A 22,351-nucleotide genomic window follows, 5' to 3' on the forward strand; every position below is an offset into this window, starting at 1 on the left:
CGAGCATAAAACGCGTGATATCGCGCATCCGGCACAATAAGAGAGATGACAATGACATCGTTACGACACACAGCTTTGGGTCTGGCACTGGGTCTGGCTTTTGCGACGAACGCAATGGCTGTCACCACCATTCCGTTCTGGCATTCAATGGAAGGGGAGTTGGGTAAAGAAGTTGACTCCCTGGCGCAGCGTTTCAACGACACCCACCCGGATTACAAAATTGTGCCGGTGTACAAAGGCAACTACGAGCAGAGCCTGAGCGCGGGTATCGCCGCCTTCCGTACCGGCAACGCGCCGGCCTTGTTACAGGTTTATGAAGTGGGTACTGCCACCATGATGGCCTCCAAAGCCATCAAGCCGGTCTACGAAGTGTTCAAAGAAGCGGGCATCAACTTCGACGAATCGCAGTTCGTGCCGACCGTAGCGGGTTACTACACAGATTCCAAAACCGGCCATCTGCTGTCCCAGCCGTTTAACAGCTCTACGCCAGTGCTGTACTACAACAAAGACGCCTTCAAAAAAGCCGGTTTAGACCCGGAGCAGCCGCCAAAAACCTGGCAAGACCTGGCGGAGTACACCGCGAAGCTGAAGGCGGCGGGGATGAAGTGCGGCTACGCCAGCGGCTGGCAGGGCTGGATCCAGATTGAAAACTTCAGCGCCTGGCACGGCCTGCCGGTGGCGACCAAAAACAACGGCTTCGACGGCACCGATGCTGTGCTGGAGTTCAACAAGCCGGAGCAGGTGAAGCACATCGCGCTGCTGGAAGAACTCAACAAGAAGGGAGACTTCAGCTACTTCGGACGTAAAGACGAATCCACCGAGAAGTTCTACAACGGCGATTGCGCCATTACCACCGCCTCGTCCGGCTCGCTGGCGGATATCCGTCACTACGCCAAATTCAACTACGGCGTGGGCATGATGCCGTACGACGCAGACGTGAAGGGCGCGCCGCAGAACGCCATTATCGGCGGGGCGAGCCTGTGGGTCATGCAGGGTAAAGATAAGGGCACCTACAAAGGCGTAGCCGAGTTCCTCGACTTCCTGGCCAAGCCTGAAAACGCCGCCGAATGGCACCAGAAGACCGGTTACCTGCCGATCACCAAAGCTGCGTACGACCTGACCCGCGAGCAGGGCTTCTACAGCAAAAACCCAGGTGCGGACATTGCGACGCGCCAGATGCTGAACAAGCCGCCGTTGCCGTTCACCAAAGGCCTGCGTCTGGGCAACATGCCGCAGATCCGCACCATCGTGGATGAAGAGCTGGAAAGCGTGTGGACCGGTAAGAAAACGCCACAGCAGGCGCTGGATTCCGCGGTAGAGCGCGGAAATCAGCTGCTGCGCCGCTTTGAGCAGTCGACCAAATCGTAATCGCTGAAACGCCCGGTGACGCGTAGCGATCCGGGCCTACGATGTGCCCCATGTAGGCCGGGTAAGGCGTAGCCGCCACCCGGCATTGCTCAGGAACCAAATCTCAATGTCATCATCCCGTCCGGTGTTCCGTTCCCGCTGGCTGCCGTACCTGCTGGTCGCGCCGCAGCTGGTCATCACCGTTATTTTCTTTATCTGGCCTGCGGGCGAAGCGCTGTGGTACTCGGTACAAAGCGTCGATCCGTTCGGGCTCTCCAGCCAGTTTGTTGGCCTGGACAACTTCACCGCGCTGTTCCATGACAGCTACTACCTGGACTCCTTCTGGACGACGATGAAGTTCAGCGCGCTGGTGACCGTCAGCGGTCTGGTTGCCTCACTGTTTTTCGCCGCGCTGGTGGACTACGTGGTGCGCGGCAGCCGTATTTATCAAACGCTGATGCTGCTGCCTTACGCCGTGGCTCCCGCCGTCGCCGCCGTACTGTGGATCTTCCTGTTTAACCCGGGGCGCGGATTGATTACCCATTTCCTGGCCGAACTGGGCTACGACTGGAACCATGCCCAGAACAGCGGGCAGGCGATGTTCCTGGTGGTGTTCGCCTCGGTGTGGAAGCAGATCAGCTACAACTTCCTGTTCTTCTTTGCCGCGCTGCAGTCCATTCCGCGCTCGCTGGTGGAAGCCGCGGCAATTGACGGCGCAGGGCCCATTCGTCGTTTCTTCAGGCTGTCGCTGCCGCTGATCGCCCCGGTGAGTTTCTTCCTGCTGGTGGTTAACCTCGTGTACGCCTTCTTCGACACCTTCCCGGTGATCGATGCGGCGACCGCAGGCGGCCCGGTGCAGGCGACCACGACGCTTATCTATAAGATCTACCGCGAAGGCTTCGCCGGTCTGGATCTCTCCGCCTCTGCCGCGCAGTCGGTGGTGCTGATGTTCCTCGTCATCATCCTCACGGTGGTGCAGTTCCGCTATGTCGAAAGTAAGGTGCGCTACCAATGATTGAGAACCGTCGCGGGCTGACGATTTTCAGCCATACCATGCTGATTTTAGGGATTATCGTCATCCTCTTCCCGCTGTACGTGGCCTTTGTCGCCGCCACGCTGGACACCAAAGCGGTGTTCGACACGCCGATGACGCTGATCCCAGGCACACATCTTTTCGAGAACATGAAGACCATCTGGACCCAGGGCGTGGGCGCCAACAGCGCGCCGTTCTGGCTGATGATGCTCAACAGCTTCATCATGGCGTTTGGCATTACGGTCGGCAAAATTACGGTGTCGATGCTTTCGGCCTTCGCCATCGTCTGGTTCCGCTTTCCGCTGCGTAACCTCTTCTTCTGGATGATCTTCATTACCCTGATGCTGCCGGTGGAAGTGCGTATCTTCCCGACGGTGGAGGTGATCGCCAACCTGAAGATGCTCGACAGCTATGCGGGCTTAACCCTGCCGCTGATGGCCTCGGCGACCGCCACCTTCCTGTTCCGCCAGTTCTTTATGACCCTGCCGGACGAGCTGATTGAAGCGGCGCGCATCGACGGCGCGTCGCCGATGCGCTTCTTCCGCGACATCGTGCTGCCGCTGTCGAAAACCAACCTTGCGGCGCTGTTTGTGATCACCTTTATCTACGGCTGGAACCAGTACCTGTGGCCGCTGCTGATTATTCAGGACGTCAACCTCGGCACCGCTGTGGCGGGCATCAAAGGCATGATCGCCACCGGCGAAGGCACCACCCTCTGGAACCAGGTGATGGCGGCAATGCTGCTCACCCTTATCCCACCCGTAGTCATTGTTTTAGCCATGCAGCGTGCGTTTGTCCGCGGCCTGGTCGATAGCGAGAAATAAGATGGCAGGTTTAAAACTTCAGGCAGTAACCAAAAGCTGGGACGGCAAAACCCAGGTGATTCAGCCGCTGACGCTCGACGTGGCGGACGGGGAATTCATCGTGATGGTCGGTCCTTCCGGCTGTGGCAAATCCACCCTGCTGCGCATGGTGGCGGGGCTGGAGCGCGTATCCTCCGGGGATATCTGGATTGACCGCCAGCGCGTTACCGAAATGGAACCCAAAGACCGCGGCATCGCGATGGTGTTCCAGAACTACGCCCTCTATCCGCACATGAGCGTGGAAGAGAACATGGCCTGGGGGCTGAAAATTCGCGGAATGGGCAAAGGCCACATCGACGAGCGCGTCAAAGAGGCCGCGCGTATTCTGGAGCTGGATGGTCTGCTCAAGCGCCGCCCGCGCGAGCTCTCCGGCGGCCAGCGTCAGCGCGTGGCGATGGGGCGCGCCATCGTGCGCGACCCGGCGGTGTTCCTGTTCGACGAGCCGCTTTCTAACCTCGACGCCAAGCTGCGCGTGCAGATGCGTCTTGAGCTGCAGCAGCTGCACCGTCGTCTGAAGACAACGTCACTGTACGTCACCCACGATCAGGTCGAAGCCATGACCCTCGCCCAGCGCGTGATGGTGATGAACAAAGGCATCGCCGAGCAGATTGGCACGCCGGTGGAGGTGTATGAGAAACCGGCCACCCGCTTTGTGGCGAGCTTTATCGGCAGCCCGGCAATGAACCTCCTGGAAGGGCGTATCAGCAGCGCGGGCACGCATTTTGAGCTGGAAAGCGGGATGGCATTGCCGATCAACTGGTACTATCGTGGCTACGCCGGGCGTAAGATGACGCTCGGTATCCGCCCGGAGCATATTGGTTTAACCTCTCAGGCGGACGGCGGCGTGCCGCTGGTGATGGACACGCTGGAGATGTTGGGTGCAGATAACCTGGCGCACGGACGCTGGGGCGAGCAAAAATTGGTGGTGCGCCTGGCACATCAGGAGCGCCCTAAAGCCGGCAGTACGCTGTGGCTGCACCTGCCGGAAAACCATCTGCACCTGTTTGACGGTGAAACAGGACAACGAGTATGAGCAACTGGCCTTATCCCCACGTCGTCGCCCACCGGGGCGGCGGTAAGCTGGCGCCGGAGAACACCCTGGCGGCCATCGATACGGGCGCGCGCTACGGTCACACGATGATCGAGTTTGACGCCAAGCTGTCGAAAGACGGCGAAATTTTCCTGCTGCATGACGATAACCTCGAACGCACCAGCAACGGCTGGGGTGTGGCGGGCGAGCTGCCGTGGCGCGATCTGCTGAAGGTGGACGCCGGAAGCTGGTACAGCGGCGAATTCAAAGGCGAACCGCTGCCGCTGCTGGCGGAGGTGGCCGATCGCTGTCGCCAGCACGGCATGATGGCCAATATCGAAATCAAACCGACCACCGGCACCGGGCCGCTGACGGGTAAAGTGATTGCCCTTGCCGCGCGCGAGCTGTGGGACGGGATGACCGCGCCGCTGCTCTCCTCGTTTGAAATTGACGCCCTGGAAGCGGCACAGGCGGCCGTGCCGGCGCTGCCACGCGGGCTGCTGCTTGACGAGTGGCGCGAGGACTGGCGCGAGCTGACAACGCGCTTAGCGTGCGTTTCTATCCATCTCAATCACAGGCTGCTGGATGAGGCGCGGGTGAAGATGCTGAAAGACGCGGGTCTGCATATTCTGGTCTACACCGTTAACAAACCCCAGCGCGCAGCCGAGCTGCTGCGCTGGGGCGTGGACAGCATCTGTACCGATGCAATCGACCTGATCGGCCCGGACTTTAGTTCTGCGGATTAAGCATACTGCCATTCGACTGCGGCGGCAGCATATGCTGCTGTCCGCTGCCTGACGACGTCATCCCCCCTAACATCCCGCCGTTTTTATTCGGCAGCGGCTGCTCGCGCATCTGCCCCTGCTGCACGCGCTGGGTGTTGGCGTTCATCTGATTTTGCAGGCTTTGCTGCTGCATTTGGGTCTGCGTTTTAAGCTGCTGGTTAAGCATCCCTTTCTGCTGCTGCTGCTGGCTCATCATCTCGGTCTGCATACGCTGCTGGCTCGGGATAACGTAACCCTGCTGGTTGGGGTTGTTCATGGTGTTGAGTGGCTGTGCGAGCGCGGCAAACGGGATCAGCGCCGCAAGGATCATCAAGCGTTTCATTGTCATTTCCTCCTTTTGAGGTCTCTCTTAAGTTTACCCTGATTTCACCATGACGATGATTTTTTAGGAGTTGTGAACCAGGCTTAAGCGGGGAATATGGATCCCTTCACCTGGAGAACAATAATGATGAAACCAACGTTTTTGCGCTGGGTCGCCATCGCCGCGCTGATGGCAGGCGGTACATTTAGCGTGGCGGCCAACCCGCCAGCGGCGCCTCCGGTCTCTTACGGCGTGGAGGAAGATGTTTTTCATCCCGTGCGGGCAACCCATGGCATGGTGGCGTCAGTGGATGCGCTGGCAACCAAAGTGGGCGTTGATATTCTCAGGCAGGGCGGTAACGCGGTGGATGCAGCGGTCGCCGTCGGCTATGCGCTGGCGGTAACGCATCCGCAGGCGGGGAACCTGGGCGGCGGCGGCTTTATGATGCTGCGCACCAAAGACGGCAAAACCACCGCCATCGACTTCCGCGAGATGGCACCTGCTCAGGCGTCCCGCGATATGTTCCTCGACGAACAGGGTAACCCTGACAGCAAAAAATCCCTGACCTCTCACCTCGCCTCCGGCACGCCGGGCACCGTCGCGGGCTTCTCGCTGGCGCTGGAGAAATACGGCACCCTGCCGCTAAACAAGGTGGTTCAGCCTGCCATCAAGCTCGCGCGCGACGGCTTTGTGGTGAATGACGCCCTGGCGGACGATCTCAAGACCTACGGCAGCGAAGTCATTCCCAATCATGAAAACAGCAAGGCCATCTTCTGGAAAGACGGTGAGCCGCTGAAGAAGGGCGACAAGCTGGTGCAGAAGAACCTCGCCAAAAGCCTGGAGCTGATTGCGGAGCACGGCCCGGACGCCTTCTACAAAGGGGCGATTGCCGACCAAATTGCGGAAGAGATGCAAAAGAACGGCGGGCTCATCACCAAAGCGGATCTGGCGGCATACAAGGCGGTGGAGCGTGAGCCGATTAGCGGCACCTATCGCGGCTACGAGGTCTTCTCAATGCCGCCGCCATCTTCCGGTGGGATCCACATCGTGCAGATCCTCAATATTCTTGAAAACTTCGACATGCACAAGTTCGGCTTCGGCAGCGCGGACGCCATGCAGGTGATGGCGGAAGCGGAAAAACGCGCCTACGCCGACCGTTCGGAATATCTCGGCGATCCGGACTTCGTGAAGGTGCCGTGGCAGGCGCTGACCAACAAGGCGTATGCCAAATCCATTGCGGAACAGATCGACATCAACAAGGCCAAACCGTCGAGCGAGATCCGCCCCGGCAAGCTGGCGCCGTACGAAAGCAACCAGACCACCCACTTCTCGGTGGTGGATAAAGACGGTAACGCGGTGGCGGTGACCTATACGCTCAACACCACCTTCGGCACCGGGATTGTGGCGGGCAACAGCGGCATTCTGCTGAACAACGAGATGGATGACTTCTCTGCCAAACCGGGCGTGCCGAACGTCTACGGGCTGGTCGGAGGCGATGCAAACGCCGTCGGGCCGAAGAAGCGCCCGCTGTCGTCCATGTCGCCCACCATTGTCGTGAAAGACGGGAAAACCTGGCTGGTGACCGGCAGCCCTGGCGGCAGCCGTATTATCACCACCGTGCTGCAAATGGTGGTGAATAGCATCGACTTTGGGATGAACGTCGCCGAAGCGACTAACGCCCCGCGCTTCCATCACCAGTGGCTGCCGGATGAACTGCGCGTGGAGAAGGGCTTTAGCCCGGATACCATCAAGCTGCTTGAACAGCGCGGTCAAAAGGTGGCGGTGAAAGAGGCGATGGGTAGCACCCAGAGCATTATGGTAGGGCCGGACGGGGCGCTGTTTGGCGCGTCGGACCCGCGTTCTGTGGATGATTTGTCGGCGGGGTATTGATGTGTTGCCCGGTGGCGCTGCGCTTACCGGGCTAACAACTGCACGAACGTAGGCCGGGTAAGGCGAAGCCGCCACCCGGCAAATAACTACTTCATCCGCGCCATATAATACGCATCCACATACTCGCCGTTGCGCAGGGCAAATTTCCTGCCGGTGCCTTCGATTTCAAAGCCAAACTTCCGGTACAGCGCCAGCGCAGCAGGGTTATCGGCAAAAACCGTTAACTCGATACGTTCGATGCGCAGCCAGTTGTCGCACAGGTTGATCATCTCGTGCATGAGCGCGCTCCCGACGCCGCGTCCTTGAGCGTGCGCCGCAACGCTGATTCCGAACGTTGCCACATGGCTGCGTCGTGGGCTGGCTTCCACCTGAAGCATCAGATCGCCAACGATTTGCTCATCAATGCAGGCGACCAGCCGTCTTTGCCCGGGTTTTGTAATCAGACGTTCTTGCCAGTACTCAAGGGAAGGATGAGGTAGCTGTAGCGTGTCGTGATACACCCCGGGATGCATATAGTTCTGGCGTAAAGCTTCGGCATCTTTCGGTTCAGCGTGGCGTATCACTATCTCACTCATTCCTTGTTCCTCAGTCAGTTAAATGTCCCTTTCAACATCAATGACTTTAAAATTTGAGTCAACCGCTATTTTTTGCAAAAAAAAGTAGACAAGTGCGAATGAGAATGATTATTATTGCTCTGCATTCAGGAAGACCCCTACGGGAACCTGAAAGCACGACATTGCTCACATTGCTTCCAGTATTACTTTAGCCAGCTTCTAGCTGGCTTTTTTTTTGTTATGGTTAGACTCAGTAACCTTCCAAAAGGACTGAGCTATGACACTACATTGCGCATTTATTGGATTTGGTAAAAGTACGACCCGCTACCACCTGCCGTATGTTCTCAACCGTAAAGACAGCTGGCACGTGGCCCATATCTACCGCCGCCGCGCGAAGCCGGAAGAGCAATCCCCGCAGTATTCTCATATCCATTTCACCAGCGATCTTGATGAAGTGCTTAACGACCCGCAGGTCAAACTGGTTGTCGTCTGCACGCACGCCGACAGCCACTTCGACTACGCGAAGCGCGCGCTCGAAGCGGGCAAAAACGTGCTGGTGGAAAAGCCGTTCACCCCAACTATCGCCGAAGCAAAAGAGCTGTTCGCGCTGGCGAAAAGCAAAGGCCTGACCGTTACGCCGTATCAGAACCGTCGCTTTGACAGCTGCTTCCTGACGGCGAAAAAAGCGATTGAAAGCGGCAAGCTGGGCGACATCGTGGAAATCGAAAGCCACTTCGATTACTACCGTCCGGTCGCGGAAACTCAGCCCGGCCTGCCGCAGGACGGCTCGTTCTATGGTCTGGGCGTGCACACCATGGACCAGATCATCTCCCTGTTTGGCCGACCGGACCACGTGGCGTATGACATCCGCAGCCTGCGTAATAAAGCCAACCCGGATGACACCTTTGAAGCGCAGCTGTTCTACGGCGACCTGAAAGCCATCGTCAAAACCAGCCATCTGGTGAAAATCGACTATCCAAAATTTATCGTTCACGGCACCAAAGGATCGTTCATTAAGCACGGCATCGACCAGCAGGAGACCAGCCTCAAGGCCAACATCATGCCGGGTGAGCCGGGCTTTGCGGCCGATGATTCCGTGGGCGTGCTGGAGTACGTGAACGATGAGGGCGTAACGGTCAGGGAAGAGATGAAACCGGAAATTGGCGACTATGGCCGCGTCTACGATGCGCTGTATGAAACTCTCACAGCCGGTGCGCCGAATTACGTCAAGGAATCTGACGTTCTGACCAACCTGGAAATCCTTGAACGGGCCTTCGAACAGGCTTCTCCTGCCACGGTAACCCTCGCGAAATAAGCAAAAACGGCTCCTCTGCGCTTGTTCATAATTTTTGAACAGAGGAGTCAATTTTCACCCTCTATGATCCCAGGCGGTTTGCGTCCACACTTACTCCATCGAAACGAACTGAGGGTGAAACAATGATCTACTTACGCAAAGCAAACGAACGTGGTCACGCGAATCATGGCTGGCTGGACTCATGGCATTCATTCTCGTTTGCCGACTACTACGACCCGAACTTCATGGGCTTCTCCGCACTGCGCGTGATTAACGACGACGTGATTGATGCAGGGCAGGGCTTCGGTACCCACCCGCACAAAGACATGGAAATTCTGACCTACGTGCTGGAAGGGGCGGTTGAGCACCAGGACAGCATGGGCAACAAAGAGCAGGTTCCGGCGGGCGAGTTCCAGATTATGAGCGCGGGTACCGGGGTGCGCCACTCCGAGTACAACCCGAGCAAAACGGAAAAACTGCACCTGTATCAAATCTGGATCATTCCAGAAGAGACCGGCATCACGCCGCGCTACGAGCAGCGCCGCTTCGACGCGAAACAGGGCAAACAACTGGTGCTCTCCCCGGATGCGCGTGAAGGTTCCCTGAAGGTGCATCAGGATATGGAGCTGTACCGCTGGGCGCTGGCAAAAGACGAACAGTCTGTGCATCAGATTGCCGCCAACCGCCGCGTCTGGATCCAGGTGGTGAAAGGTGAAGTGTCCATCAACGGCACCAAAGCAACCACCGCCGATGGTCTGGCCATCTGGGATGAGCAGGCGCTCTCCGTGCACGCCGACAGCGAAAGTGAAATTCTGCTGTTTGACCTGCCGCCGGTATAAATAATTACTCAACCTTCCCTTTAAACGGGGAAGGTTGAGCTTTGTCCGTGATAAACTGAGCAAATCTCTCACTTCAAGATTTCTCAGGACGATGAAAAAGAAACGCCCCGTACTTCAGGATGTCGCCGATCGCGTCGGTGTGACCAAAATGACGGTCAGCCGTTTTTTACGTAACCCGGAGCAGGTTTCCGTGGCGTTACGTGGCAAGATTGCCGCTGCCCTTGATGAACTGGGTTATATCCCCAACCGCGCACCCGATATTCTCTCCAATGCGACCAGCCGTGCGGTGGGCGTCCTGCTTCCTTCCCTGACCAACCAGGTTTTCGCCGAAGTTCTGCGCGGCATTGAAAGCGTCACCGATGCTTTTGGCTATCAGACCATGCTCGCCCACTACGGGTACAAGCCGGAACTGGAAGAGGAGCGTCTTGAATCGATGCTTTCCTGGAACATCGACGGCCTGATTTTAACCGAACGTACCCACACTGCCCGCACGCTCAAAATGATCGAAGTGGCCGGTATCCCGGTGGTGGAGCTGATGGACAGCCAGTCGCCGTGCCTCGATATCGCCGTTGGGTTCGATAACTTCGAAGCGGCGCGCCAGATGACGGCGGCCATTATTGCCCGTGGGCATCGTCATATCGCCTATCTGGGTGCGCGTCTGGATGAACGTACTATCATCAAACAGAAGGGATACGAGCAGGCGATGCTAGACGCGAACTTAACCCCCTACAGCGTGATGGTGGAGCAGTCCTCTTCCTATACGTCGGGGATTGAGCTGATGCGTCAGGCACGACGCGAGTATCCGCAACTGGACGGTATTTTCTGCACCAACGATGACCTTGCGGTCGGCGCGGCGTTTGAGTGTCAGCGTCTGGGGCTTAAGATCCCCGACGATATGGCGATTGCTGGTTTCCACGGCCACGACATTGGCCAGGTGATGGAGCCGCGTCTGGCGAGCGTCCTGACCCCGCGTGAACGTATGGGCCGCATTGGCGCAGAACGCCTGCTGGCGCGCATTCGTGGCGAGACGGTTACCCCGAAAATGTTAGATTTAGGTTTCACCTTGTCACCGGGTGGATCTATTTGAACTGACAAATTTGAAGTAGCTCACACTTATTCACTTCGCGCACGTTTGGATATTGCTTCTCTTTTGCCCCGGCAGGACAATGTTACCGATAACTGTTACCCGTAACAATTGACTGAGGGACACCCTTTGAGCACGACTAATCACGATCACCACGTCTACGTCCTGATGGGCGTTTCCGGTAGCGGGAAATCAGCCGTAGCCAGCGAAGTGGCGCATCAACTCCAGGCTGCGTTTCTTGATGGCGACTTCCTCCATCCGCGCAGCAACATCATGAAAATGGCCTCCGGCGAGCCGCTGAACGACGACGACCGCAAACCGTGGTTGCAGGCGCTGAATGATGCCGCGTTCGCTATGCAGCGTACCAACAAAGTCTCTCTGATCGTCTGCTCCGCGCTGAAAAAAACCTACCGCGACCTGCTGCGCGACGGCAACCCGAACCTCTCTTTCATCTACCTGAAAGGGGATTTCGAGGTGATTGAAAGCCGTCTGAAGGCGCGTAAAGGTCACTTCTTCAAGACCCAGATGCTGGTGACGCAGTTCGAAGCGCTGCAGGAGCCGGGTGAAGATGAGAAAGACGTCTTAGTGGTTGATATCGATCAGTCACTGGAGGGTGTTGTTGCCAGCACCATCGAGGTCATTAATAAAAGGCAGTAAGTTTTGAGTACATTAACGCTAGTTTTGACAGCAGTGGGTTCCGTGTTGCTGCTGCTGTTTTTAGTGATGAAGGCGCGCATGCACGCTTTTGTTGCTTTGATGGTGGTTTCTATAGGTGCAGGTCTCTTTTCCGGTATGCCGCTCGACAAGATCGCCGCGACGATGGAAAAAGGGATGGGCGGTACGCTGGGCTTCCTGGCGATTGTGGTCGCTCTTGGCGCGATGTTTGGCAAGATTTTGCACGAGACGGGCGCGGTCGACCAGATTGCCGTCAAGATGCTGAAATCCTTCGGCCACAGCCGTGCGCACTACGCGATTGGCCTGGCTGGCCTGATTTGCGCGCTGCCGCTGTTCTTCGAAGTGGCCGTTGTGCTGCTGATAAGCGTCGCGTTCTCCATGGCGCGCCATACCGGCACTAATCTCGTGAAGCTGGTTATTCCGCTGTTTGCGGGCGTGGCGGCAGCCGCAGCGTTTCTGCTGCCGGGGCCTGCTCCGATGCTGCTGGCGTCCCAGATGCACGCTGACTTTGGCTGGATGATCCTGATCGGCCTGTGCGCGGCAATCCCGGGAATGATTATTGCCGGTCCGCTGTGGGGCAACTTCATCAGCCGTTACGTTGAACTGCACATTCCGGATGACGTCACCGAGCCGCATCTGGGCGAGGGCAAAATGCCGTCCTTCGGCTTCAGCCTGTCGCTGATCCTGCTCCCGCTGGTTCTCGTGGGTCTGAAAACCATCGCCGCGCGCTTTGTGCTGGTGGGTTCCAGCGCCTACGAATGGTTTGAGTTCATCGGTCACCCGTTCACGGCGATCCTGGTGGCCTGTCTGGTGGCGATTTACGGCCTGGCAATGCGCCAGGGGATGCCAAAAGACCGGGTGATGGAGATCTGCGGTGCCGCGCTGCAGCCTGCGGGTATTATCCTGCTGGTGATCGGTGCCGGCGGCGTGTTCAAGCAGGTGCTGGTGGATTCCGGCGTGGGTCCGGCTCTGGGCGAAGCGCTGACCGGGATGGGCCTGCCGATTGCGGTAACCTGCTTCGTTCTGGCTGCGGCGGTGCGTATCATCCAGGGTTCCGCAACCGTGGCGTGTTTAACCGCCGTGGGTCTGGTGATGCCGGTGATTGAACAGCTGAACTACTCCGGTGCGCAGATGGCCGCGCTGTCTATCTGTATCGCGGGCGGTTCGATTGTGGTCTCTCACGTTAACGACGCAGGCTTCTGGCTGTTCGGTAAATTTACCGGCGCCACCGAAGCGCAAACCCTGAAAACCTGGACGCTGATGGAAACCATCCTCGGCACGACGGGTGCGATTGTCGGGATGATTGCCTTTACGCTGCTGAGCTGAATGCGGTGATTTAACAAGGCTCAAAAATAAGGCCCGGTAGCGTTAGCGCTTACCGGGCCTTTATATTATGCAGAACGCCAGGCCGGGTCAGGTGAAACCACCACCCGGCTTTTTCACATCACTCGCCCTGCGTCGCGCTCTCAATCGTCAAACGCACATCCGAGGTGATCAGTTCTGCCAGCATCTGGTACACCTTCAGCGTCTCTTCCGGCTCGGCATCGCCCGTATCACTGATGAAGCCTTCGTCACGCAGCGTCAGCACCAGAGAGCTGAAGACCGCCTTGTCGAAGAATTCAGGTGCGTTAATGCCGTGCAGAACGGACAGGCGCTGTGCCAGCGTCCGGCTCTCTTTCTCCAGCGTACCGCGGTTGATAGACGGGTTCGCACTCAGCAGCCAGAACGTAATGGCGTAGCGCTGCAGCGTTTCGCGCGCGCCGGCCGCCAGCAGTTGCAGGGTGCGGGAGCGTGACGGATTGATGTGCAGCTCGTCGTTTGAGACGGTGATCAGTCCCTGACGACGCAGCTCTTCCGTCAGTTTATCCAGCTCGGCTGCCAGCTCATCTTTGCTCCAGCGCAGGAACAGCTCCGCTTTCAGCATTGGATAGAGTGTCTCAACGTGACGCAAGAGTTCCTGACGCGAGATACGGCGATGCTGGGTGATGATGGCCGCCATGAGCGACGGCAGCATCAGCATATGGGTGATGTTGTTGCGGTAGTAGGTCATCAGCACTGCCTGCTCGCGCGGCAGAATGATGATGTCGCCGATCGTGTCCTTTTCGACTTCAAACTTGTTCATCTGCAACGCGTGATCGATAAGCTCACTGGCGGTAGCAGAAGGCACGGTTGAATCAACGGAATACGGTACGTTGCGCATCATGTCCAGATAGCAATCCAGCTGCTCCGTGAGCTGTTCGCGGGTCAGCGAGCGCTGACGCGAAGCCAGAAGCGCCGTACAGCACAGGTTCATGGCGTTAGCCGCACCGGCGTTGTTAATGCGAACCATCAGCTCGGACGCGATGCCGTTGACCGTTGGCGTCAGCCAGGCCGGACGAATCGCTTCGATAGGATCGATGGATTCGCGCCACTCGGGAACGTGATGGTTAAGGTACGTCATCAGCGGCATCGGTTCGCCGAAGTTCACGTAGCCCTGACCGAGATTGCGTAGCTTGCTCAAGCCGCGCAGCATCTGCGGCAGGCTCTCTTTCTCTTTGGTCGCACCGCGCAGCTCTTTGGCGTACGTGCCCACTTCCATCACGTGCTCATAGCCAATGTAGATTGGCACCAGCGTGATTGGACGGGTTCCTCCGCGCAGCATCGCCTGGATGGTCATCGACAGTGTGCCGGTCTTCGGATCGAGCAGACGTCCGGTACGGGAACGACCGCCCTCGACGAAGTACTCGACGGAATAACCGCGGCTGAACAGTTCGCCCAGATACTCGCGGAACACGGTGGAGTAGAGCTTGTTGCCCTTGAAGGTACGACGAATAAAGAAGGCGCCCAGGCGGCGGAAAATCGGGCCTGCTGGCCAGAAATTCAGGTTGATACCGGCAGCAATGTGCGGCGGTACCAGCCCCTGGTGATAGAGCACGTAGGAAAGAAGCAGGTAGTCCATGTGGCTGCGGTGGCAGGGAACATAGACAATCTCATGGCCATCATGCGCCAGCTGACGTACACGCTCGGCGTTATGAACGTTGATGCCCTGGTAGAGACGGTTCCAGGTAAAGCCGAGAATACGATCGGACAGGCGAATCATCTCGTAAGAGAAGTTCGCTGCAATCTCTTCCATCAGCGCAATGGCGTTCTGCTGGGCTTTCTCATGCGATATTTTCTTGCTGCGCGCTTCGTCTTCAACGGCGCGGGCAATCGCTTTGGAGGCCAGCAGCTTGTTGAACAAATCCTGACGCGCAGGGAGACGCGGCCCTACGGCAGCCAGGCGCTGGCGGGCGAAGTGCATACGCGCCACGCGCGCCAGTTTTTGCGCGATGATCTTATCGGTGCCGTGCTCGTCCGCCATTCGACGCAGCGAAACTGAAGGGGAGAAACGCACAAAGCTGTCGCGTCCCAGCCAGGAGACCGCGAAGAACTTCTGGATGCCGTTAAGCATGCGCAGCGGCGGGTTCTCTTCACCTTTTTCACGGCCCGGACGACGACCAAACATCACCGATACCGGCACCATCTGCACATCCAGATCGGGATTGCTGCGGTGCAGGTCGAGATAGTCATGGAACAGCTTGATGGACTCTTCTTTTGGCGTGTAGTAGGTAAACACGCGCGGTCCACCGTGAATGAACACGTAGCGCGGCAGCAGCGTACCGTCAACTTCAAGCGGTTCAAGCGGGTCAGGTAAGTCATGCGCCAGACACTGGGCGCGAAGCGTCAGTAAGTCTGCCTTCGAGTTATAAGGCAAAACGTACATAATAGGACGCGAGGTATCGAGCCCCAATTCCAGCGCGGGTTCTGCTGGGATAGACTTGCTTTTTACCAGGATGCTTAATGGTAAATTAAGTAATTTGTAGTAAATTCGTGGCCAGCCGGACATAAACGATGTAAAGCCTCTGGTTAATAATGCAATTGCGGCGCAAGGATAACAGAAAGCGCGCAAAATTTCTGTTGTTACCCGTCATACTTCAGGCTGTAGCGAAACGCGCTACAGCTCCTGTTACTGACGCTTTTTTTCATAAAAGGTTCTTTTAATGGCCAATAATACCACTGGGTTAACGCGTATCATCAAAGCCGCCGGCTATTCGTGGAAAGGGTTTCGTGCTGCGTGGATCAACGAAGCCGCCTTTCGCCAGGAGGGCGTCGCCGCTATCATCGCGGTGATCATCGCCTGTTTCCTTGATGTTGATGCTATTACCCGCGTACTTCTTATCGGTTCCGTGCTTCTGGTGATGATAGTGGAAATTCTTAATAGCGCTATTGAAGCCGTTGTTGATCGCATTGGTTCAGATTTCCATGAGCTTTCTGGCCGCGCAAAAGACATGGGCTCTGCTGCCGTGTTGCTGGCGATTATCACTGCCGTTATCACCTGGGTCACGCTGCTTTGGTCACATTTCCGATGAGCCTCGAGGAATAATTAAGTCCCTGGTTTTTTGTGCAGTTTTTGGTTCCAAAATCGCCTTTGACTGTATATACTCACAGCATAACTGTATATACACCCAGGGGGCGGAATGAAAGCGTTAACGACCAGGCAGCAAGAGGTGTTTGATCTCATCCGGGATCATATCGGCCAGACGGGTATGCCACCCACGCGTGCGGAAATCGCGCAGCGTCTGGGCTTCCGTTCTCCGAATGCTGCCGAAGAACACCTCAAAGCGCTGGCGCGTAAGGGCGTGATTGAGATTGTTTCAGGCGCGTCACGTGGTATCCGCCTGCTGGTGGAAGAAGAGACGGGCATTCCGCTGGTGGGGCGTGTTGCTGCCGGTGAGCCTTTGCTGGCACAGCAGCATATTGAAGGCCACTACCAGGTCGATCCGGCCATGTTCAAACCGAGCGCTGATTTTCTGCTGCGCGTCAGCGGTATGTCGATGAAAGATATCGGTATTCTTGACGGCGATCTGCTTGCGGTGCACAAAACGCAGGATGTGCGTAACGGCCAGGTGGTTGTCGCGCGCATTGATGATGAAGTCACCGTCAAGCGTCTGAAAAAACAGGGGAACACTGTTCAGCTACTGCCTGAAAACAACGAGTTCTCCCCGATTGTAGTCGATCTCCGCGAACACAACTTCTCTATCGAAGGACTGGCGGTTGGGGTCATTCGCAACGGCGAATGGCTGTAACCTCTTCCTGACAGGCTATGGCGCCGCTGTAGCCTGCTTCATTCTCGACTCCCGGTATTTTTCATGTCACTGCTGACGGCATCCGATAAGGCATTGTGGCGTCTTGCTCTGCCGATGATTTTCTCCAATATTACCGTTCCCTTGCTGGGTCTGGTCGATACTGCCGTTATTGGTCACCTTGATTCGCCTGTGTATCTTGGCGGCGTGGCGATTGGCGCGACGGCAACCAGCTTCCTCTTTATGCTGCTGCTCTTTTTGCGTATGAGCACCACCGGGCTCACTGCACAGGCTTATGGTGCAAAAGATCCGCTGCGTCTGGCGCGCGCGCTGGTCCAGCCGCTGATCCTTGCGCTTGGCGCGGGGGCGTTAATCGTTTTATTACGTGCGCCTCTTATTGACCTTGCGCTCCATGTTGTTGGCGGTAGCGAGGCGGTACTGGCGCAGGCGCGACGTTTCCTTGAAATCCGCTGGCTCAGCGCGCCCGCCTCGCTGGCAAACCTGGTTCTGCTAGGGTGGCTACTGGGCGTTCAGTACGCCCGCGCACCGGTCATTTTGCTGGTGGTGGGCAACCTTCTCAACATTGTGCTGGATGTCTGGCTGGTAATGGGCCTGCATATGAATGTGCAGGGCGCGGCGCTGGCGACAGCGATTGCCGAGTACGGAACCTTTATTATTGGTCTGTGGATGGTCTGGCGCGTGCTGGCGATGCGCGGCATCTCCCTGGCGTTGCTCAAAACCGCATGGCGCGGCAATATCCGTAAGCTGCTGGCGCTCAATCGTGACATCATGCTGCGCTCGCTGCTGCTTCAGCTCTGCTTCGGTGCGCTGACGGTTTTCGGGGCTCGACTGGGGCCAGAAATCGTTGCGGTCAACGCGGTATTGATGACGCTACTGACCTTTACCGCCTACGCGCTGGATGGTTTTGCCTATGCGGTAGAAGCGCATTCCGGGCAGGCGTACGGTGCGCGCGAAAGCGGGCAGCTTCGGGACGTCTGGCGGGCAGCCTGCCGTCAGTCGGGACTGGTGGCGCTGGCGTTCGGTCTGGTTTATGCCTGCTTTGGTGAGCAGATCGTGGCATTGCTGACGTCTATCCCTGCGCTGCGCGAGCTGGCGAGTCACTATCTCATCTGGCAAGTGATCTTACCGGTGGTCGGGGTCTGGTGTTATCTGCTGGACGGTATGTTTATTGGTGCGACGCGCGGAGCGGAAATGCGCAACAGCATGGCGGTCGCGGCGGCAGGGTTTGGTCTGACGCTACTGACGCTTCCCTGGCTGGGTAATCACGGTTTGTGGCTAGCCCTTGCCGTTTTCCTCTCGCTGCGAGGGATATCGCTGGCTTTTATCTGGCACCGCCACTGGCAAAACAATACCTGGTTCTCTTCACGTCACGATATATCGTGACGGTTAAAGATTCCGAATATGAAACCAACTGCCGAATCCTTAACTACAATAATTATCACGTCCAGCAGAAAAGAACGTAACGGACGTTACGACCCGACGCTTAACTAAGAGGACACGATGATGAATAAAGACGAAATCGGCGGCAACTGGAAGCAGTTCAAAGGTAAAGCGAAAGAAAAGTGGGGTAAGCTGACTGATGACGATATGACCGTCATTGAAGGTAAACGCGATCAGCTTGTCGGTAAAATTCAGGAACGTTACGGCTATGCGAAAGATCAGGCGGAAAACGAAGTCAAAGACTGGGAAACCCGTAACGACTACCGCTGGTAACGCTGAATAACCCACAGGGCGGCTCTAAGCCGCCTTTTCTTTTGCCGTTAACGCGGCTTTTTCTTCACAAGAATTGAGTGGTCATGCTGGCACGCGTCCTGATGACGACAGGCTTCCACTTCCACGCAGGCAGAGCACAGTCCGTGCGCTTCAATCACGTTATGACGCAGGGCAAAACCCATTTTCGCCGCCAGCGTATGCATAATATCTTCCACGCCTTCCGCAGCCTCTTCTTTCACCACGCCGCAGCGGTCACAGATAAACATCGCCGATGTGTGGGTGGGCTGATCAAACAGATGGCACAACACATAACTGTTGGTGGATTCAACCTTATGCACAAACCCTTGTTCAAGCAGGAAATCCAGGGCGCGATACACCGTCGGTGGCTTCGCCTGCGGCTCGCTTTCGCGGAGCAGGTCGAGCAGATCGTAGGCGCTGATAGCACCCTGCTGCAGGCTCATCAGACGTAAGACTTCAAGGCGCTGCGGAGTCAGGCGCACATTGCGTTGCGCACACAGCTTTTCGGCCTGCGCTAACAGCTCTTTTGTGGACTTATCCATGTAGCACCCCGGATGTTATAGGACGGAAAACCCCCACTTTATCATGTTCTGGTAAAAACACCGAGATCCGCCAGTCTGTGCTATACCTGACCCATTACAAACCGGGAAATAAACAATGAAAAAACCTGACTGTATTCGGCACTGGCGCGACGTAGAAGGCGCGGATGATTCGACCTATCCCGATAGCGATGAGCTTTTTTCTATCGGCGCCCCGCTGGCTCGCAAGCTCGGGCTCCGACGCATTGGCATCCATCATGAACGTTTACCGCCCGGGCGCAGGACGTCTTATCCGCATGCGGAAAGCGATGAAGAAGAGTTCATTTATGTGCTCGAAGGTTATCCAGAGGCGTGGATTAATGGCTATTTATGGAAACTTGAACCGGGCGACAGCGTGGGGTTTCCTGCCGGAACCGGTATCTGCCACACCTTTATTAACAACACGGAGGAAGAGGTGCGGTTGCTGGTCGTAGGCGAGGCCAACAAGAAGCACAATCGCATCTACTATCCTCTCAACCCGGTGTATGCCGCTACCCGAGAGGATCGCTGGGTTGACCACCCACCCCAGTTTTTTGGACCGCATGATGGAAAACCTGGGAAAAAATAATTTCCTCTTCTATAAATATTGAGGGCCGTCACAAAATATAACAGGCCGTAAGGGAGTTTTACTTAGGGATAGAAATAGCGGGTCTTTTACTACTTATTCACAGCAATAGTTCGTTCCTGTTTGGGTGATAACAGACAGGGGTTATTTCATAACAGACTATAACGGGCATACTGTGAAAAAAAATTTTAAATTTTCGGTGGTGAGTATCGCTGTTTCCTTGTTTATGGCAAATCAGGCGGGAGCAGCCAATACCTGGACAGAATCACGGAGTGACGCAATGGGGGGCACTGGCGTTGCCTCCGGGAGCTATGGTAGCGGGGCGTTAATCAACCCCGCGTTGCTGGCAAAGGCAAAACCGGACGATGATGTGACGGTCATTTTGCCGTCCGTTGGCGTCCAGGTGACGGATGAGGACAATCTTCAGGACGAGATTGATACCATCAACGACAAAATTAATCACTACAAGGATGTGGTTGATGACCTCACGCCAAGGGAGATTATTACCAATCCGTTAGGTTCCATTAATCAATTCCAGGGCGCGGCCAAAGATCTGGCCGATGAACTGGACTATCTCAAAGGCAAAACCGCACGCGCGACGGCAGGGGCAGGGCTTGCCGTGAGTATCCCTAACGATGTGCTTTCCGTGGCCTTTATGGCGAAAGGCTATGCTCATGGCCGGGTGAGCTCGTCTATCGATCAGCAAGATATTGATTATCTTCGCGGTATTCAACAAAGCAAAGTGGTGGCTGCCGGTGTTGCCCTGGACGCCGCGCTGAACGGCACGGATCAGATCACTAAAAACCTCAACTCAACGGCGTCTGGCCGGGCGGCGATTGTGTCCGACTATGGTGTTGCCGTTGCCCGTCAGTTTGACCTCGGCGGCGTCCCGGTTTCCGTGGGCGTGACGCCAAAACTGCAAAAAACCTGGGTCTATAATTACACCACCTCAATCTACGATTACGACAGTAACAAGTGGAACGACAGCCGATACCGTACGGACGACACGGGCTTTAACGTCGATGCCGGTATTGCGGCGGATTTCGGCGAACACTGGACCGTTGGCGTGAGCGGCCAAAACCTGATGTCGCGCGATATCGACACCAAAGATATCCGTATCCGCAACGGCCGTACGGGAGAAGTGGTGAGCTATAAAGATACCTACCAGATCCGTCCGCTGGTGACTGCTGGTGCCGCCTGGCACAACGATCTGGTGACGTTGACCGCCGATGGTGATTTGACGGAAACCAAAGGCTTCAAGAGCGAAGACACGTCGCAGTACGTGGGTGTCGGTGCCGAGGTTACGCCGCTCAGCTGGCTGGCGGTGCGTGCGGGTTATCGCGCGGACGTGAAGGGTAACGACAGCAATGTCTTTACCGGCGGTGTCGGTTTCGCGCCGTTCAGCACCGTTCATGTTGACCTGATGGGCCTGTACGGTGAAGACGAAACCTGGGGCGCAGGGGCCCAGCTGAGTATGACGTTCTAAAGTCCACCGGAGGCGCTGCGCCTCCGGCTTTTCTTTGTGCTATAGTAGCGCCCCTTTTCCACCAGATGCTTAAAACTTCGCCATGTCGTCAGAATTACAGACCGCTTTCCCTGCACACCGTTTCTCCATTGCGCCGATGCTCGACTGGACGGACAGACACTGCCGCTATTTCCTGCGCCAGCTCTCCCGCCATACGCTGCTGTACACTGAAATGGTGACTACAGGCGCAATCATTCACGGGAAGGGCGACTACCTGGCCTACAGCGAAGAAGAGCATCCGGTTGCCCTGCAGCTGGGCGGCAGCGATCCGGCCGCGCTGGCGCAGTGCGCAAAGCTGGCAGAAGCGCGCGGCTACGACGAGATCAACCTTAACGTTGGCTGCCCGTCCGACCGCGTGCAAAACGGCATGTTTGGCGCATGTTTGATGGGGAATGCACAGCTGGTGGCGGACTGTATCAAGGCGATGCGCGATGTGGTCTCCATTCCGGTCACGGTCAAAACCCGCATCGGCATTGACGACCAGGACAGCTACGAATTCCTGTGCGACTTCATCAATACGGTATCCGGAAAAGGCGAGTGCGAGATGTTCATTATCCACGCGCGAAAAGCCTGGCTCTCCGGCCTCAGCCCGAAAGAGAACCGTGAGATCCCGCCGCTGGACTACCCGCGCGTGTATCAGCTGAAGCGTGACTTCCCGCACCTGACGATGTCCATTAACGGCGGCATCAAGTCGCTGGAAGAGGCCAAAACGCATCTGGAACATATGGATGGCGTGATGGTCGGGCGCGAGGCGTATCAGAACCCGGGCATTCTGGCGACGGTCGATCGCGAAATCTTTGGCACCGAAGGCGCAGACACCGATCCGGTTGCCGTCGTGCGTGCGATGTACCCTTACATTGAGCGCGAGTTGAGCAATGGCACCTATCTCGGCCATATCACCCGCCATATGCTTGGCCTGTTCCAGGGTATTCCTGGCGCGCGTCAGTGGCGACGCTACCTGAGCGAGAATGCGCATAAAGCCGGTGCAGATATCGAGGTGCTGGAACATGCGCTGCGACTGGTGGCAGACAAGCGATAACTTTCGCTAAAAGTTCGTCAAATTCACCACGCCCTGCGAACGCTCGCGGGGCGTTTTGCTTTAATAACAACAGGTTAATACTGGCATGGTTCTTG

Annotated in this window: 22 protein-coding genes; 18 read left to right on the forward strand and 4 right to left on the reverse strand. The window is 56.7% G+C overall.

What is annotated here, in order from left to right:
- The first annotated feature begins 51 nt into the window (after positions 1 to 51).
- From ugpB to ugpQ, 5 genes are all read left to right on the forward strand, one after another.
- On the forward strand, positions 52 to 1,368 hold the full coding sequence (gene ugpB, locus V1566_RS04300; protein ID WP_021242738.1) for a sn-glycerol-3-phosphate ABC transporter substrate-binding protein UgpB: 1,317 nt from the start codon (positions 52 to 54) through the stop codon (positions 1,366 to 1,368).
- Positions 1,369 to 1,474: 106 nt separating this feature from the next.
- The gene (gene ugpA, locus V1566_RS04305; protein ID WP_023310026.1) at positions 1,475 to 2,362 is read left to right on the forward strand and encodes a sn-glycerol-3-phosphate ABC transporter permease UgpA; all 888 of its coding nucleotides are present in this window, start codon (positions 1,475 to 1,477) and stop codon (positions 2,360 to 2,362) included.
- On the forward strand, positions 2,359 to 3,204 hold the full coding sequence (gene ugpE, locus V1566_RS04310) for a sn-glycerol-3-phosphate ABC transporter permease UgpE (protein ID WP_013099125.1): 846 nt from the start codon (positions 2,359 to 2,361) through the stop codon (positions 3,202 to 3,204). Before ugpA ends, ugpE begins: the two co-directional genes overlap by 4 nt.
- A gap of 1 nt (position 3,205) precedes the next feature.
- A complete protein-coding gene (locus tag V1566_RS04315) occupies positions 3,206 to 4,276 on the forward strand; it encodes a sn-glycerol-3-phosphate import ATP-binding protein UgpC (protein WP_395305160.1) in 1,071 nt (356 codons plus the stop codon).
- Positions 4,273 to 5,019 (forward strand): glycerophosphodiester phosphodiesterase, encoded by a 747-nt coding sequence (gene ugpQ, locus V1566_RS04320; RefSeq protein WP_395305161.1) that lies wholly within the window; start codon positions 4,273 to 4,275, stop codon positions 5,017 to 5,019. The genes V1566_RS04315 and ugpQ overlap by 4 nt, the downstream gene beginning before the upstream one ends.
- Here the strand turns inward: ugpQ and V1566_RS04325 are convergent.
- Complete coding sequence (locus V1566_RS04325; protein WP_045402505.1) at positions 5,003 to 5,380, reverse strand: DUF2756 family protein; 378 nt, start codon at positions 5,378 to 5,380, stop codon at positions 5,003 to 5,005. The two genes, ugpQ and V1566_RS04325, sit on opposite strands and share 17 nt — an antisense overlap.
- A 123-nt stretch (positions 5,381 to 5,503) precedes the next feature.
- Between V1566_RS04325 and ggt the strand changes: the two genes are divergently transcribed.
- Positions 5,504 to 7,249: a gamma-glutamyltransferase gene (gene ggt, locus V1566_RS04330; RefSeq protein WP_395305162.1), complete on the forward strand. Its 1,746-nt coding sequence runs from the start codon at positions 5,504 to 5,506 to the stop codon at positions 7,247 to 7,249.
- A gap of 86 nt (positions 7,250 to 7,335) precedes the next feature.
- Here ggt and yhhY read toward each other — a convergent pair whose 3' ends face one another.
- A complete protein-coding gene (gene yhhY, locus V1566_RS04335) occupies positions 7,336 to 7,824 on the reverse strand; it encodes an N-acetyltransferase (RefSeq protein ID WP_395305163.1) in 489 nt (162 codons plus the stop codon).
- 256 nt (positions 7,825 to 8,080) lie between these two features.
- On the opposite strand from yhhY, the gene V1566_RS04340 reads away from it, so the two are divergent.
- The 5 genes from V1566_RS04340 to gntU all read left to right on the forward strand — a co-directional run bounded on the left by V1566_RS04340 (position 8,081) and on the right by gntU (position 13,021).
- Positions 8,081 to 9,118 (forward strand): oxidoreductase, encoded by a 1,038-nt coding sequence (locus V1566_RS04340; protein WP_395305164.1) that lies wholly within the window; start codon positions 8,081 to 8,083, stop codon positions 9,116 to 9,118.
- Positions 9,119 to 9,240: 122 nt separating this feature from the next.
- The gene (locus V1566_RS04345) at positions 9,241 to 9,936 is read left to right on the forward strand and encodes a pirin family protein (protein WP_000639796.1); all 696 of its coding nucleotides are present in this window, start codon (positions 9,241 to 9,243) and stop codon (positions 9,934 to 9,936) included.
- Between the two features lie 91 nt (positions 9,937 to 10,027).
- The gene (gene gntR, locus V1566_RS04350) at positions 10,028 to 11,023 is read left to right on the forward strand and encodes a gluconate operon transcriptional repressor GntR (protein ID WP_021242747.1); all 996 of its coding nucleotides are present in this window, start codon (positions 10,028 to 10,030) and stop codon (positions 11,021 to 11,023) included.
- A 126-nt stretch (positions 11,024 to 11,149) separates the two neighbouring features.
- Positions 11,150 to 11,677, forward strand: a complete 528-nt coding sequence (gntK, locus tag V1566_RS04355; RefSeq protein WP_008503362.1) for a gluconokinase — start codon at positions 11,150 to 11,152, stop codon at positions 11,675 to 11,677.
- A gap of 3 nt (positions 11,678 to 11,680) precedes the next feature.
- Positions 11,681 to 13,021, forward strand: a complete 1,341-nt coding sequence (gene gntU / locus V1566_RS04360; protein ID WP_395305165.1) for a gluconate transporter — start codon at positions 11,681 to 11,683, stop codon at positions 13,019 to 13,021.
- Positions 13,022 to 13,139: 118 nt separating this feature from the next.
- Here gntU and plsB read toward each other — a convergent pair whose 3' ends face one another.
- A complete protein-coding gene (gene plsB, locus V1566_RS04365) occupies positions 13,140 to 15,560 on the reverse strand; it encodes a glycerol-3-phosphate 1-O-acyltransferase PlsB (RefSeq protein WP_395305166.1) in 2,421 nt (806 codons plus the stop codon).
- Between the two features lie 154 nt (positions 15,561 to 15,714).
- Between plsB and V1566_RS04370 the strand changes: the two genes are divergently transcribed.
- From V1566_RS04370 to V1566_RS04385, 4 genes are all read left to right on the forward strand, one after another.
- Positions 15,715 to 16,083 carry a diacylglycerol kinase gene (locus tag V1566_RS04370; RefSeq protein WP_023334158.1) on the forward strand — a complete coding sequence of 123 codons (369 nt, stop codon included), beginning with the start codon at positions 15,715 to 15,717 and terminating at the stop codon, positions 16,081 to 16,083.
- 108 nt (positions 16,084 to 16,191) lie between these two features.
- Positions 16,192 to 16,800, forward strand: a complete 609-nt coding sequence (gene lexA, locus V1566_RS04375) for a transcriptional repressor LexA (RefSeq protein WP_024906710.1) — start codon at positions 16,192 to 16,194, stop codon at positions 16,798 to 16,800.
- Positions 16,801 to 16,863: 63 nt separating this feature from the next.
- The gene (gene dinF / locus V1566_RS04380) at positions 16,864 to 18,201 is read left to right on the forward strand and encodes an MATE family efflux transporter DinF (RefSeq protein WP_395305167.1); all 1,338 of its coding nucleotides are present in this window, start codon (positions 16,864 to 16,866) and stop codon (positions 18,199 to 18,201) included.
- Positions 18,202 to 18,321: 120 nt separating this feature from the next.
- Positions 18,322 to 18,531, forward strand: a complete 210-nt coding sequence (locus V1566_RS04385) for a CsbD family protein (protein WP_024906712.1) — start codon at positions 18,322 to 18,324, stop codon at positions 18,529 to 18,531.
- Positions 18,532 to 18,578: 47 nt separating this feature from the next.
- Here the strand turns inward: V1566_RS04385 and zur are convergent, their stop codons facing one another.
- Positions 18,579 to 19,091, reverse strand: coding sequence for a zinc uptake transcriptional repressor Zur (gene zur, locus V1566_RS04390; protein ID WP_008503369.1), 513 nt, complete (start codon positions 19,089 to 19,091; stop codon positions 18,579 to 18,581).
- 115 nt (positions 19,092 to 19,206) lie between these two features.
- Here zur and V1566_RS04395 point away from each other — a divergent pair, with 115 nt between their 5' ends.
- The 3 genes from V1566_RS04395 (at position 19,207) to dusA (ending at position 22,256) form a co-directional block, all read left to right on the forward strand.
- Positions 19,207 to 19,695, forward strand: a complete 489-nt coding sequence (locus V1566_RS04395; protein WP_024906713.1) for a cupin domain-containing protein — start codon at positions 19,207 to 19,209, stop codon at positions 19,693 to 19,695.
- 172 nt (positions 19,696 to 19,867) lie between these two features.
- On the forward strand, positions 19,868 to 21,178 hold the full coding sequence (locus tag V1566_RS04400) for a conjugal transfer protein TraF (RefSeq protein ID WP_033144404.1): 1,311 nt from the start codon (positions 19,868 to 19,870) through the stop codon (positions 21,176 to 21,178).
- A gap of 82 nt (positions 21,179 to 21,260) precedes the next feature.
- On the forward strand, positions 21,261 to 22,256 hold the full coding sequence (gene dusA / locus V1566_RS04405) for a tRNA dihydrouridine(20/20a) synthase DusA (RefSeq protein WP_395305168.1): 996 nt from the start codon (positions 21,261 to 21,263) through the stop codon (positions 22,254 to 22,256).
- Positions 22,257 to 22,351 lie beyond the last annotated feature (95 nt).

Source organism: Enterobacter sp. ECC-019, from assembly GCF_043974075.1.
In the GTDB taxonomy this organism is placed as follows: domain Bacteria; phylum Pseudomonadota; class Gammaproteobacteria; order Enterobacterales; family Enterobacteriaceae; genus Enterobacter; species Enterobacter asburiae_D.

Bases quoted from the DNA above. Each gene is read 5' to 3' on its own strand.
- V1566_RS04345 (WP_000639796.1), top strand. From the start codon at position 9,241: ATGATCTACTTACGCAAAGCAAACGAACGTGGTCACGCGAATCATGGC.
- V1566_RS04370 (WP_023334158.1), top strand. From the start codon at position 15,715: ATGGCCAATAATACCACTGGGTTAACGCGTATCATCAAAGCCGCCGGC.
- ugpQ (WP_395305161.1), top strand. From the start codon at position 4,273: ATGAGCAACTGGCCTTATCCCCACGTCGTCGCCCACCGGGGCGGCGGT.
- V1566_RS04395 (WP_024906713.1), top strand. From the start codon at position 19,207: ATGAAAAAACCTGACTGTATTCGGCACTGGCGCGACGTAGAAGGCGCG.
- dusA (WP_395305168.1), top strand. From the start codon at position 21,261: ATGTCGTCAGAATTACAGACCGCTTTCCCTGCACACCGTTTCTCCATT.
- V1566_RS04325 (WP_045402505.1), bottom strand. From the start codon at position 5,380: ATGAAACGCTTGATGATCCTTGCGGCGCTGATCCCGTTTGCCGCGCTC.
- ugpE (WP_013099125.1), top strand. From the start codon at position 2,359: ATGATTGAGAACCGTCGCGGGCTGACGATTTTCAGCCATACCATGCTG.
- V1566_RS04340 (WP_395305164.1), top strand. From the start codon at position 8,081: ATGACACTACATTGCGCATTTATTGGATTTGGTAAAAGTACGACCCGC.
- ugpA (WP_023310026.1), top strand. From the start codon at position 1,475: ATGTCATCATCCCGTCCGGTGTTCCGTTCCCGCTGGCTGCCGTACCTG.
- V1566_RS04385 (WP_024906712.1), top strand. From the start codon at position 18,322: ATGAATAAAGACGAAATCGGCGGCAACTGGAAGCAGTTCAAAGGTAAA.
- zur (WP_008503369.1), bottom strand. From the start codon at position 19,091: ATGGATAAGTCCACAAAAGAGCTGTTAGCGCAGGCCGAAAAGCTGTGT.
- V1566_RS04315 (WP_395305160.1), top strand. From the start codon at position 3,206: ATGGCAGGTTTAAAACTTCAGGCAGTAACCAAAAGCTGGGACGGCAAA.
- yhhY (WP_395305163.1), bottom strand. From the start codon at position 7,824: ATGAGTGAGATAGTGATACGCCACGCTGAACCGAAAGATGCCGAAGCT.
- dinF (WP_395305167.1), top strand. From the start codon at position 16,864: ATGTCACTGCTGACGGCATCCGATAAGGCATTGTGGCGTCTTGCTCTG.
- ugpB (WP_021242738.1), top strand. From the start codon at position 52: ATGACATCGTTACGACACACAGCTTTGGGTCTGGCACTGGGTCTGGCT.
- plsB (WP_395305166.1), bottom strand. From the start codon at position 15,560: ATGTCCGGCTGGCCACGAATTTACTACAAATTACTTAATTTACCATTA.
- gntR (WP_021242747.1), top strand. From the start codon at position 10,028: ATGAAAAAGAAACGCCCCGTACTTCAGGATGTCGCCGATCGCGTCGGT.
- ggt (WP_395305162.1), top strand. From the start codon at position 5,504: ATGATGAAACCAACGTTTTTGCGCTGGGTCGCCATCGCCGCGCTGATG.
- lexA (WP_024906710.1), top strand. From the start codon at position 16,192: ATGAAAGCGTTAACGACCAGGCAGCAAGAGGTGTTTGATCTCATCCGG.